The 12089-nt window shown below is 68.1% G+C and carries 12 protein-coding genes and 2 pseudogenes; 8 read left to right on the forward strand and 6 right to left on the reverse strand.

What is annotated here, in order from left to right; genetic code table 11:
• Positions 1–1473, reverse strand: coding sequence for a DUF3375 family protein (locus AC1D1S_RS03400; RefSeq protein ID WP_243178016.1), 1473 nt, complete (start codon positions 1471–1473; stop codon positions 1–3).
• Between the two features lie 163 nt (positions 1474–1636).
• Between AC1D1S_RS03400 and AC1D1S_RS03405 the strand changes: the two genes are divergently transcribed.
• The 4 genes from AC1D1S_RS03405 (at position 1637) to AC1D1S_RS03420 (ending at position 5574) form a co-directional block, all read left to right on the forward strand.
• Complete coding sequence (locus AC1D1S_RS03405) at positions 1637–2017, forward strand: PepSY domain-containing protein (protein ID WP_243178017.1); 381 nt, start codon at positions 1637–1639, stop codon at positions 2015–2017.
• Between the two features lie 204 nt (positions 2018–2221).
• Complete coding sequence (locus AC1D1S_RS03410; protein ID WP_243178018.1) at positions 2222–2560, forward strand: hypothetical protein; 339 nt, start codon at positions 2222–2224, stop codon at positions 2558–2560.
• 63 nt (positions 2561–2623) lie between these two features.
• A complete protein-coding gene (locus AC1D1S_RS03415; protein ID WP_476993719.1) occupies positions 2624–4660 on the forward strand; it encodes an acyl-CoA dehydrogenase family protein in 2037 nt (678 codons plus the stop codon).
• 116 nt (positions 4661–4776) lie between these two features.
• Positions 4777–5574: a hypothetical protein gene (locus AC1D1S_RS03420; protein ID WP_243178019.1), complete on the forward strand. Its 798-nt coding sequence runs from the start codon at positions 4777–4779 to the stop codon at positions 5572–5574.
• Positions 5575–5600: 26 nt separating this feature from the next.
• On the opposite strand, the gene AC1D1S_RS03425 is transcribed toward AC1D1S_RS03420, so the two are convergent.
• The gene (locus tag AC1D1S_RS03425) at positions 5601–6017 is read right to left on the reverse strand and encodes a YchJ family protein (protein WP_243178380.1); all 417 of its coding nucleotides are present in this window, start codon (positions 6015–6017) and stop codon (positions 5601–5603) included.
• Between the two features lie 291 nt (positions 6018–6308).
• On the opposite strand from AC1D1S_RS03425, the gene AC1D1S_RS03430 reads away from it, so the two are divergent.
• The 4 genes from AC1D1S_RS03430 to AC1D1S_RS03445 all read left to right on the forward strand — a co-directional run bounded on the left by AC1D1S_RS03430 (position 6309) and on the right by AC1D1S_RS03445 (position 10104).
• A complete protein-coding gene (locus AC1D1S_RS03430; RefSeq protein ID WP_476993720.1) occupies positions 6309–6917 on the forward strand; it encodes a hypothetical protein in 609 nt (202 codons plus the stop codon).
• Positions 6918–6957: 40 nt separating this feature from the next.
• Positions 6958–7962 (forward strand): aldo/keto reductase family protein, encoded by a 1005-nt coding sequence (locus tag AC1D1S_RS03435; RefSeq protein WP_243178021.1) that lies wholly within the window; start codon positions 6958–6960, stop codon positions 7960–7962.
• A 3-nt stretch (positions 7963–7965) separates the two neighbouring features.
• Positions 7966–8820, forward strand: a complete 855-nt coding sequence (locus AC1D1S_RS03440; RefSeq protein WP_476943570.1) for an SDR family oxidoreductase — start codon at positions 7966–7968, stop codon at positions 8818–8820.
• A gap of 162 nt (positions 8821–8982) precedes the next feature.
• Positions 8983–10104: a sulfite oxidase gene (locus AC1D1S_RS03445; RefSeq protein ID WP_243178023.1), complete on the forward strand. Its 1122-nt coding sequence runs from the start codon at positions 8983–8985 to the stop codon at positions 10102–10104.
• 23 nt (positions 10105–10127) lie between these two features.
• Here AC1D1S_RS03445 and AC1D1S_RS03450 read toward each other — a convergent pair whose 3' ends face one another.
• The 4 genes and pseudogenes from AC1D1S_RS03450 to AC1D1S_RS03465 all read right to left on the reverse strand — a co-directional run bounded on the left by AC1D1S_RS03450 (position 10128) and on the right by AC1D1S_RS03465 (position 12021).
• Entirely contained in the window at positions 10128–11105 is a 978-nt protein-coding gene (locus AC1D1S_RS03450; protein WP_476993739.1) for a cytochrome c oxidase assembly protein, read from the reverse strand.
• Positions 11088–11543 (reverse strand): annotated as a pseudogene (locus tag AC1D1S_RS03455) (RpiB/LacA/LacB family sugar-phosphate isomerase); the annotation flags it as partial. The pseudogene AC1D1S_RS03455 and the gene AC1D1S_RS03450, both read right to left, overlap by 18 nt.
• 147 nt (positions 11544–11690) lie before the next feature.
• A pseudogene (locus AC1D1S_RS03460) lies at positions 11691–11831 on the reverse strand (hypothetical protein); the annotation flags it as partial.
• 25 nt (positions 11832–11856) lie between these two features.
• Positions 11857–12021 carry a dihydroxyacetone kinase subunit DhaK gene (locus tag AC1D1S_RS03465; RefSeq protein WP_476993721.1) on the reverse strand — a complete coding sequence of 55 codons (165 nt, stop codon included), beginning with the start codon at positions 12019–12021 and terminating at the stop codon, positions 11857–11859.
• Positions 12022–12089: the final 68 nt, after the last annotated feature.

Consider the following 12089-nt stretch of genomic DNA (forward strand, 5'->3'; position numbering starts at 1 on the left):
TCAATCCTTCGCGAGCGTGACGACGGGCAGGTAGGCGGTGCGGGTGGTGCCGTCGATTTGTTCGAATTCGATTGGTCCCCAGGTCCCCCGGTCGAAGCCGGCGCCTTCGTGGAGGGTCTGCGACAACAGGGCCCGGATGGAGTTGATGTGGCGTTCCTCTGCCGGCAGCTGCGCCCAGGCCTCGGTGAGGGTTGAGGCCCCCGCGAGCGCGGCGCGGATGGCCTCCGGCTTGGCCTTGGCGGTCCGGGGCGAGCGCGCCCGGTCCGAGTCGGAGAACGCGATGGGGTCGGCCAGCTTGGGTGGAGCCGCGAATTCGTCAGGGTCGAAGAGCTTGACCATGGCCAGGGACTCGAAACCGGCGCTGAACAGCACCGGGCCGCGGACAAGGCCGGGCCGTTCGCGCTCGTACGGCAGGGTGCGGATCGCCTGCTCAGCCTCGCGCAGGACCTTCCGGAGCCGGACCGACTGCCGGAAGTCGTCACTTTGGACGTAGGTGTTGAGGCTCTCGCTGAGCTTGCCGTAGATCCGCTGGATCTGGCTGTGCTGGGTGCGGAGTTCGGCCACAAGGTTCTTGAGCGTCTCGCGTTCATCGTGGCTGAGCTCGTCCGCGAACTGCCGGCTCAGGACTTCGCCGATCGCCGACCGGAAGCGCAGCTGCTGTTGCGGGTCCTCCAGGAACGCGGTGAAGGAGCGGAACGTCCGGCCTTCGGGGCTCTGCCGCAGCCGCTTGTCGGCCTCGAGCACCTGGGCCATGGTGGCGCCCTTGCTGAGCGATTCCTCGATGATCTGGTTGCGCAGCTCCCCCACGAGCTCTTCGATCCGGTCACGCATCTTCTTGTAGTCTGCGGGCAGGCTGGCCGCGAGATCGAGGATGTTGCCTGCGGCCTCCACGGCCTCGTCGTCGTCGAGCAGCCCGTCGAAATCGCCGGAGCTGATGTCTTCCATCAGCTGGCGGCGCTCGTCGATCTCCTCCTCGAGGGATTCAATGCGAGCGCTCTGGTCCGGGTTGGTCTCGTTGGCGAGCTTCTCGACGTCGCCCAGCAGTGTGCCGAGCCGGGAGCCGTTCAGCGTGGACCGCTCACTGGAGAGGCTGTCCAGGAAAGCCAGGACGCGGGCAGCAGGCTCCGTGACTTCGTAAACGATCTGGCCCGACTGGTTCCGGCGGGTCAGGAAGTTCTTGCGGGTCCATTCGTCCGCGTATTTCTTTCCGGAAAGTGTGCCGTTGGCCGAGCCACTGTGCTGCTCTCCCGTGCCGGGGGCCTGCCGGCGGAGCTGCTCGAGGAAGGCGTCGACGTCGGCGTGGAACTGTTCCAGCGGCAGCTGCGCGCGCGTGCGGGTGAAGGAGGCCTGGAGCACGGCGATCACCCAAGGCGCCGAACGCGTCAGCGCCCAGGCAGGTCCCTTGGTAAGGAGCTCAAGGTCCCGGAGCCGGGTGCTGATGGCGTCGGCTGATGACACGGCGGAACGGGACACGCGCTCTCCTTCGGCTGCCAGGGGATGGTTTGGGGTGGCGTTGCGGGGCAGCGGATTCGAAAAACTGCCAGCTACAAGGTTAACGCAGGGCCCGTCCACATTTATCGTTGTCTGCTCCCCTATGTCGGCGCACACTGGAATGACCAGCCGAAGGGAGACGGTCATGCGCAAGAGAACGATCTGGATCACGGGGGCGGCCTCTGCAGCGGTGGTGCTGGGGGGAGCGTCAATTGCGGTCGGGGCCACCCAGGCCAGGGATGTCTGGTCCGGAAGTGCGGGCGCCCTCACCGCCAGGATCGGGAACTTTGAGATCGGTGACGATTCCGATGGACCGGCGCTCAGTGACGCCGACCGTGCCATGGCAACACAGGCTGCGTTGGCGAAGGTGGGCCAGGGCAGCGTCACCGAAGTGGAGCGGGATGACGACTCCGGCGCGGCCTACGAGGTCGAGGTACGCCTAAACGACGGGTCCCAGGTCGAAGTCGCCCTCGGCGCGGACTTCCAGGTCATGAGCCAGAGCGCCCCTGAACACGATGAAGACTGACACCGGGCAGCCTCCCGGCACTGGCAAGCGGTGCGACCCCCGCGATCGGCGAGGGTGCCGCAACACCGCCGTGACCTACGCCCCGGTAGCATTTCGATCCCGTATCAAGAGGCCGCCAATGTCCAAAGGACCCTAGTTCAGCACGCCCACGGCACCCTACGCTCGGGCTACTGGTTCAACCGGAGCAATGGTGCAGGGGGAAGAATGCAGTTCGACCTAAGCGCAGTGGAAACCGGCACGATGGTGGTCATTGGAACCCTCGTGTTTGCCGTGATGATCGGCGCCTTCATGATGGTGTCCGCGTTCGCGGCCATGGTATTGGTCGGTGTCGGCCGGCTCGCCTGGTACCTCGTGGCCGGCGCGCTGGTGGGCCTGGTCCAGGGCATCAACCACAGTTGGGACCGGCTGGTCCACCACGCCTCAACGGTGGAGATGCCCGCCGATTTCCAGGTCGACTTCGGCACGGACTTCCGGTCCGACTTTCCGGGCCAGGCCTCCCCTAGCACAGGCACTTACCCGCGAGTAGTATTGCGGGACAGCTGAAGGGTCCTCCACCCGCGGCGGATCCAGGGCTCAAGCCGGTCACCCGGTTAGAGGAGATGCCCCGTGAGCTCCGCCATCGAAGACCCCGCCACCACACCCGGTACTCCAGCGTCAGATTCTCCAACATCAGGCATTCCGATTCCGGCGGCCGCCGGGGCCCCTGAGCACGTCGGCCCCGACGCGACGGCCGCCGACGCCCGCGCCATTGCCGAGGCCGCCCGCGAAACCAGCTGGACCCAGCCCAGCTTCGCGAAGGGCCTTTACCTCGGCAGCTTCGATTTGTCGCTGATTCACCCGTGGCCCGAGGCTCCCGCCGACGACGTCGAACGCGGCGAGGCGTTCATGGCCCGGCTGGCCGCCTACTGCCGCACGATGTCCGGGCGCACCATCGAACGCGACGACCGGATCCCGGACGACTATCTCAAGGGGCTCGCGGAGCTCGGTGTATTCGGAATGAAGATTCCCCGCGAATACGGCGGTCTGGGCCTCACGCTCGTGTATTACGGCCGCGCCCTGGCCCTGCTGGGCTCGGTGCACCCAAGCCTCGGCGCCCTGCTCTCCGCGCACCAGTCGATCGGCGTCCCGGAGCCCGTCAAGGTCTTTGGCACTCCGGCCCAGAAGCGTGAATACCTGCCCCGCTGCGCCGCCGGCGCCGTCACCGCTTTCCTGCTCACCGAGCCCGACGTCGGCAGCGACCCCGCCCGGATGGGCAGCACGGCCGTCCTCTCCGACGACGGCGACTCGTACCTCCTGGACGGCGTCAAGCTCTGGACCACCAACGGTGTTATCGCCGAGCTCGTCGTGGTCATGGCCCTCGTGCCGCCGCACACCGATGCGGACGGGACCGCCAATAAAGGCGGCATCAGCGCGTTCGTGGTCGAAATGGACACCCCCGGCATTACCGTGGAAAACCGCAACACCTTCATGGGGCTCCGCGGGATCGAAAACGGCGTCACCCGCTTCCACCAGGTCAGGGTCCCGGCCGCCAACCGGCTGGGCCGGGAAGGCCAGGGCCTGAAGATCGCCCTCACCACGCTGAACACGGGCCGGCTCTCCATCCCCGCGCTGTGCGTCGCCACCGGCCGGTGGAGCCTGAAGATCGCCCGCGAATGGTCCGACGCCCGCACCCAGTGGGGCCGGCCGATCGGCCAGCATGAGGCAGTGGGCAAGAAAATCGCCTTCATCGCCGCCAGCGCCTTCGCCCTGGACGCCGTGTTTGAACTCTCCGCGGAAATGGCCGACGCCGGGCAGAAAGACATCCGGATCGAGGCGGCCCTGGCCAAGCTGTGGTCCACGGAGATCAGCTGCCTCATCGCGGACGAGCTCGTGCAGATCCGCGGCGGCCGGGGCTTTGAAACGGCGGACTCCCTCGAAGCCCGCGGCGAGCGCGCCGTCGCCGCGGAACAGCAGCTCCGCGACATGAGAATCAACCGGATCTTCGAGGGATCCTCAGAAATCATGAGGCTGCTGATCGCCCGTGAAGCCGTGGACGCGCACCTGGCGGCCGCGGGAGACCTCGCCTCGGAGGACGCCCGCCTCTCCGACAAGGCGAAGGCCGCCGTCGGAGCCTCCGGCTTCTACGCGAAGTGGCTGCCCAAACTCGTGGCCGGCGCCGGCATGGACCCGCGCTCCTACAGCGACTTCGGCCGGCTCGCGAAACAGCTGCGCTACGTGGAGCGTTCCTCCCGGCGCCTGGCCCGGCAGACCTTCTACGGGATGGGCCGGTGGCAGGCCAAACTTGAGCACAAGCAGGCGTTCCTGGGCCGGATCGTGGACATCGGTGCGGAGCTGTTTGCCATGGCCGCCTGCTGTTCGCGCGCCGAGATGCTGCTGCGGACGCAGCCGGAACGCGGCGCCTCCGCGTACGAACTCGCCGAGGCGTACTGCGAACAGGCCCGCGTTCGCGTTGACGAATATTTCGACCGGCTGTGGCGGAACACCGATGACGCCGACCATGCCCTGGCCCGCAAGACACTGGCCGGGGACTACACCTGGCTGGAGGCCGGGATCCTCGACCAGTCCGAAGGGACCGGTCCGTGGATCGCGGACGCCAGCCTGCGTGCCTCCGTCCGGGAGGACCTGCACCGCAAGTACCGCTGACGGGCCGCCGCCACGGATAGTAAGCATCCTTGCTAACCGGATTCCGCCGTGGTTAGGTTGACGCCAGACCGGCACCTCCAGGGTGCCCGGTCATTCAGCGAAAGTGAGCAGCCCTCATGAGCAGCACCGCAGGCCCCGACGACAAGACAACACGCCACGCCGCGCAGGACGACGCCACAACCCGTCCGGTGACAGCAGTCCGCCACGACGACCCCGTCCGCGACGCACCGGTCCGCGAGACTGTCCACGACACTGTCGTGGAAGAGATCCCCACGCGCGAGACGGTAGTGGCCCGCGAGAAGGAACAGTTCGGCGGCATCAAGGTCGGATCGGCATTCTTCGGCTGGCTGACGGCCACGGGTACGGCCGTGCTGCTCACCGCGCTGGTCGCTGCCGGCGGTACCGCCGTCGGACTGGCCACCAACACCGATGTGAACGACGCCGTCGACCAGGCCTCCAGCAACCAGACGGTCGGGCTGACCGGCATCATCGTGCTGCTCGTGATCCTCCTGGTCGCCTACTACTGCGGCGGATACGTCGCCGGGCGGATGGCCCGCTTCAACGGCGCCAAGCAGGGCTTCATGGTCTGGATCTGGGCCCTGATCGCCGCGATCGTCGTCGCCGTGCTGGGCCTGGTCGCCGGGCAGCGCTTCAACATCCTGGCCAACCTGAACAGCTTCCCGCGGATCCCGATCAACGAGGGCGAATTGAACACCCTGAGCATCATCGCGGCGATCGTCGTGGCCGCGGTGGCTTTGGTGGGCGCAGTGCTGGGCGGCCTCGCGGGAATGCGTTTCCACCGCAGGGTGGACCGGGCCGGCTTCAGCCCGGCAGCAACGGTTGAGAACCAGACCGTCAGGGACAACTCAGCCGGAGAGAACTCAGCACGGGACAACTCAGCCGGGCGCCCCTAGCCGCGACGGCGTCAGCTCCGGAGGCCTCAGCCGGCAACGACGCCATCTACGTAGTACCAGCGCCGGTCCACCCGCACAAAGCGGCTGCTTTCGCGGTGCAGGCCCCGTTCGCCCTCGTGCCGGTAGTGGGCCACGAATTCCACAGTGCCTTCGCTGTCCAGCGGGCCGCCGCGGCTGGTGGAGAGGATGTCCAGTCGTCGCCACTGCATGCCGGAGTCAAACTCCAGCTCAGCGGGCCGAGTGTCCGGGTGCCAGGTCCGGAGCAGGTACCCCGCGTCCCGGACCACGAAGGCGCTGTACCGGGAGCGCATGAGCTGCTCCGCCGTAGGCGCCTCGGCGTCCCCGCGATGGAACCGGCCGCAGCAGTGCACATACGCCTCGCCCGACAGGCACGGGCAGTTCCCCTCATACGACGCGGAATATGCCGCTTCCGGAATACTCACGGACCGGTCCGTGCCGGATGCTCCGGCGGGCTCGGAATCGGCTGCTGCGGCGTGCGTCATAAGATGTCCTTCCGGCGGGCCGGACGACGCCGGCGAGGCTGTCTCCGACTATAGACGCCCGGCCGGCGGGGCCCGTGCCCCGCCCCGCGGATAACGGCTTTGACACATATTCGCCACGACTGCCGCGGGCGGCACGGGGCCAGCGAAAAGTACGTATTGTTAAGGGGGCTCCTGCCCGCTGCGTGCTTGCGGCAGGGACCACGCTGAAGCAGGCCGGCAAGGAGAGGTGACATGGAAGATCCAACGACCATTGCGCTGAACCTGACTTTTTTCGGGACCCTCGGCGTGGCGTTCTTCATGTTCCTCGGCCTCTTCCTGGTCTTCGCCGCCACCCTCGTGCTCGCAGGGATCGGCCGGCTGGCGGCAGTCGTTGTCCTGGCCGTCGCCGGGCTCGTTCGCGGAACCCCGGTATCACGGGAAAATGGGGCTGCGGAAGAGCCGGCGCCGCACCGGCCGGCCAAGGCCGTGAAGCCCGCACGCCCCGCCCGGAATGCAGCCAAAAAGGAACCCGCGCTGTCCCCGGAGTGGGCGGCCGCCGTGGCCCGGGCAGATGCCCGCGCCGCCGCGAGGGCCAGGGCCGAGGCCGGACGCGCCGTCCGGGTCACCGTCCGGGACCTGCCCGACCCCCTGGCGCCGGCACAGGACATCACGGAAGTCTCTGCCCTCGTGCAGTCGGCCACAGACACCAATGGAACACTTGGCGCCGTCCCGCGGGCGTTCAAAAAGCCGCCCATGCCCGCAGCGAAGTCCCTGCTGGACACCGGATCGCTCGTGGCGCTGCGTGGCACTCCGCCGGCCGGGAAGGCCAAACAGCCGGTCCAGGAACGCAAGGCCGGCTGAGCCCTTACCCCGGGCAGGCAAGTCCGCTACGTTGGAACCCATGGAATTCAGATACCTCGGGAACAGCGGCTTCAAGATTTCAGAAATCACGTTTGGCAACTGGCTGACCCATGGCTCCCAAGTGGAGAACGACGTCGCCACCCAGTGCGTCCGGGCCGCGCTCGACGCCGGTATCAGCACCTTCGACACGGCCGACGTGTACGCCAACACAGCGGCGGAGACGGTCCTCGGAGCAGCCTTGAAGGACGAGCGCCGCGAATCGCTGGAAATCTTCACGAAGGTCTTCGGCCCCACCGGGCCCAAGGGCCACAACGATCTTGGGCTGTCCCGCAAGCACATCATGGAATCCATCAACGGCTCCCTCACCCGGCTGCAGACCGACTACGTGGACCTCTACCAGGCACACCGCTACGACTACGAGACGCCGCTGGAAGAGACCATGCAGGCCTTCGCGGACATCGTGCGGCAGGGCAAGGCCCTGTACATCGGGGTCAGCGAGTGGACGGCCAACCAGATCCGCGACGGCCATGCCCTCGCCAAGGAACTGGGCTTCCAACTGATCTCCAACCAGCCTCAGTACTCCATGCTGTGGAGGGTGATTGAGGCCGAGGTGATTCCGGCGTCGGTAGAACTGGGCCTGTCCCAGATTGTCTGGTCCCCGATTGCCCAGGGCGTGCTGAGCGGCAAGTACCACCCCGGCAAGCCTGCCCCTGAGGGCAGCCGCGCCACGGACTCCAAGGGCGGCTCGCGGATGATCGAGCGCTGGATGTCCGACGAGGTCCTCACCGGCGTCCAGCAGCTCAAGCCGATCGCGGAGGAGGCCGGGCTGACCATGGCACAGCTCAGCATCGCCTGGGTGCTGCAGAACAAGAACGTGGCCTCCGCGATCATGGGCGCGTCCCGGCCGGAGCAGATCGAGAAGAACGTCGCGGCAGCCGGCGTGAAGCTGGACCCGGTGATCATGGACAAGATCGACGCCGTCATCGGCTCACTGGCCGAACGCGACCCCGCGCAGACCAAGTCGCCCGCCTCCCGCGAGGCCTAGGCCATGACCAACGCTCCCGAGCTTGCCGTCACCGGGTCCACCGGCCAGCTGGGCGCCCTGGTGGCCAGGCAGCTGTCCCAGGCCGGCAGCCAGCAACGGCTCCTGGTGCGGGACGCCGCCCGGGCACCTGAGCTCGAAGGCGCCGTCCCCTTCGTCACCACCTACGCCGAGCCGGAGCGGACGAAGACGGCGCTTTCCGGGGCGAAAACGTTGTTCATGGTCTCCGCAGCCGAGGCCGAGGACCGGCTGCAGCAGCACTATGCCTTCGTCGATGCCGCGGCCGCAGCGGGCGTCCAGCACATCGTGTACACCTCGTTCTTCGGCGCGGCGCCGGACTCCACGTTCACGCTGGGCCGGGACCACTTCGCGACGGAGGAGCGCATCAAGGCCTCCGGCATGGACTACACGTTCCTGCGGGACAACTTCTACCTGGACTTCCTGCCGCTGCTGGCCGGCGAGGACGGCGTGATCCGCGGCCCCGCCGGAGACGGCGTCATGGCTGCCGTGGCGCGGTCAGACATTGCCCGATCGGCCGTCACCGTGCTGCGGGACCCGTCCCTGCATGTGGGACGGACCTATGACCTGACCGGCCCGGAAGACATCTCGCTGGCCCGCGCCGCCGAACTCCTGACCGCCGGAACCGACCGGGCCATTACCTTCCACAACGAGACCCTGGCGGAGGCCTACGGGTCCCGCGCCTCCTACGGCGCCCCGCCATGGCAGGTGGACGCCTGGGTAAGCACCTACACGGCCATCGCCGCCGGCGAACTCGCCGGTCCGACGTCGGCGGTGCATGAGCTGACGGGCCGGGAACCGCTGAGCCTGGCGCAGTTCCTGGCCAAGGCGCACACGCTGTAGCCCCTGGACCGGAAGGGGCGGGACCTGCACGTCCCGGTGTTGACGGTTTCCGGGCCGCGGCGTAGACCTGAGACCAGGTGATACCTACTAAACCGGCGGGTCCTTCACAGGACCGGGACCGGGCTGGTCCGGAAAGAATCGCGGCATGCCATGCCAAAGCAAATGTCCAGACACTCTTCTGTCCTGAAGAGTCCGCGCCGGCAGGCCGGACAACCCCGGGCGCATCCCGGCGAACCGAGCCACGGCCCGCTGACGGCGGAGGAACTCCAGCTGGCCGTGCGGAACCATTCCATGCCGCTCGAGGCCCTGCGGAGCGACACCACACCGCCCGGACTGCACTACGTGCTCACGCACTTCGACATCCCGTTCATCGATGCCGAACACTGGCATCTGTGGATCGGCGGCGCCGTGCAGCGGTCCTTCGAACTGAGCCTGCGGGCCTTGCTCCGGGCACCGAGCATCACCCTCCCGGTCACCCTGGAGTGCGCCGGCAACGGCCGGTCCCTCCTGCGGCCGCGCCCGCTGAGCCAGCCGTGGGTACTCGAGGGAGTCGGGACCGCCGTGTGGACCGGTGTCCCGCTCGCCTACCTGCTGACGCGGGCCGGAGTGGAGGACGACGCCGTGGAGGTGGTCTTCACCGGGGCCGACGCCGGCAGCCAGGGCGGCGTCGCCCAGCAGTACGCGCGCAGCCTGCCGATCGAGGAGGCCCTGCGTCCCGACGTCGTGCTCGCCTACCGGATGAACGGCGCGGACCTGCCGCCGCAGCACGGCTATCCGCTCCGGCTTGTGGTGCCCGGCTGGTACGGCATGGCGAGCGTGAAGTGGCTGACCTCGATCAAGGTTCTGACCAAGCCCTATGACGGTTTCCAGCAGGCGGTGGCGTACCGCTACCAGCATGATGCCGAGGATCCCGGAACCCCGGTCACCTGGATCAAGGTCCGCTCGCTCATGGTGCCCCCGGGCGTCCCGGATTTCTTCACCCGGAGCCGGATCCTGCCCCCGGGACCGGTGATGCTCACCGGCCGGGCCTGGTCCGGGCAGGGCGCCGTGCAGCGCGTCGACGTCGGAATCGACGGAAAGTGGGCCGCGGCCCATCTGGAGCACCCGGCAGCGCCGTTCGCGTGGTGTGCGTGGTCGATGCCGTGGGTGGCCGATCCGGGCGAACACGAGCTCTCCTGCCGTGCCACGGATGCCAGCGGCGCGGTCCAGCCGCTGGAACCGGAATGGAACTACCAGGGCATGGGCAACAACGTGGTGCAGCGGATCAAGGTCAGCGTGGCATAGCGCCCCACCCGGGGCGCGGGGAGTTAGCGGCCGCGCCGCAGGTGCTCCGCATTCAGTTCATCGAGCTGGGAATCCGTGAGCTCGTCAAAGCCGCGGGCCTCGCGTTTGTCGCTGCGGGAGAAGCGGATGAACATCAGGATGATCAGGGGCAAGTCGACAATTTCGCAGATGAACCACAGGACGTCCCCCGCCAGCTGCTGGTCACGCAGGGCGTTGGGGAACCAGCCCAGCGCAGACGGCGTCGATGCGACGTGATCCAGCACCTGGCCGTTGAGGCGCAGCAGGATCCCGGGCACGGCATCGACCAGCAACTCGATGAAAACAAACACGAACTCCATGATGAAGAACGCGCTGGAGCGGCGGAAGTCCGCGTCCTCGATGATCGGCAGGGCCATCATCATGCCAAGCAGCGGGACCCCGACTGTCAGGAGCGCCTCGGCCCAAGCGGCTGTGCGGAGGGTGTAGAACGCCGGAGTCAGGAAGGTGGAGAAGAGGGCAAGGCCCAGGAGCGGGGCGGCCATGGAGTTGCCGGCCAACCGCACCGCACCGTGGGCGAGCGCCCTGTTCAGCCGGCCGACGCCGCGCGGCGGCAGGGCCGTACGGGCGAGGGAGATGGGTTTTCCCAGGCCGATCAGCAGCGGCACCACGAAGAGCAGCAGGGAAATCTTGAGCGTGAAGGCCCACCGGAGCTGCGCGCTGTAGACGCCAGGGAACCCGCACGTCAGCACTGTCAGGGACCCAAGGCCCAGAAGATAGAACGCCAGCGTCCGCCACACGGGATGGCGGTGCGCGCGCGCCGCCGCGGCCCTCAGGCCCAGCGCATACAGCAACGCCGAGCCGCCGATCAGGGCGGCGGCGGCCCAGTCGATCTGCCAGGCGGTGAGGACTACATCAAGGGGCGGCACGGGCTCATGATAGATACCATTTCTTGGAAGACGCCGGGCCCGTGCCTGGCCGGGCGTCCCGGGGCAGGCCTCAGCATCCTCGTAGCCGGTCAGCACCTTGACCTTGTCCGCCGAGGCGGACGAGGGATCGAAGGTGTAGCCGATCCACTCCCGCGCGTGCCGCCGTGCCAGTTCCAGTCCCACCACGCGCTGGCCCATCGTGAGGACCTGGCAGTCGTTGGAGAGTAYGGACCGCTCCACGCTGAAGCAGTCATGGGCGGTCGCGGCCCGGATGCCGTCCACCTTGTTGGCGGCAATGGCGACCCCGATCCCCGTGCCGCAGAACAGGATGGCCCGGTCCGCCTGCCCGTCCCGGATCAATTCGCCCGCGGCGATGCCCACGTACGGGTAGGGCTTGGCGAACTCCTCCGGGGCGTCGCCGCGGTTGACGCCTATATCGATGACCTCGGCCACCCGCGGGTCCGTCCGGAGGTCCGCCAGGATCTGGTCCTTGTAGTCCACTCCGGCTTCGTCCGCACCCACAATGAGCCGGATCCCTGCTCCCGGGCTCACGGGCGCGCCCCTGCAGCCTGCCGCACACCGGCAAGGTGCGGACCGAACACAGTGAACACCATCGCCAGGGGACGTGGCTCCGGGGTCGGGTGTGCCCACGCTCTTTTCCGCCAGGGGCCGCGCCCGGCCCTTCAGCGGGCGCAGGGCCGCGGTAGCCTGGGCCGCGGAGGCAGCCTCCCGCGCAGCTTCCGCCCACCCGGCATCCGCCCCGGCCCCTGCGCTGGTGAGCCGGCTGAAGGTCCCGGCAAACGGGACCAGCGCGTCCACCATGGTCTTGTCGCCGAAGACCGTAAAATCACCGGCAATGCCGCGTCGTTTTTCCGACTCCGACGGCGGCGCCGTCGGCCAGTCCGGTGCCGATCAGCCCGGCGAAGGCCGGGTAGTGCCCCGAGCCGCCGCCGGCCAGCACGGCCACCTTCGGTTGGCGGGGCCGGTACCGGCGGACGGCGCCGCCTCGCATGGACGTCGCAGAAGCCGGCGAGGGCTTCTTCGGCGAAATCGGACGGGTTGTTAAACATTCTGGTCATC

The sequence above is a fragment of the Arthrobacter sp. P1_A5 genome (assembly GCF_056406825.1).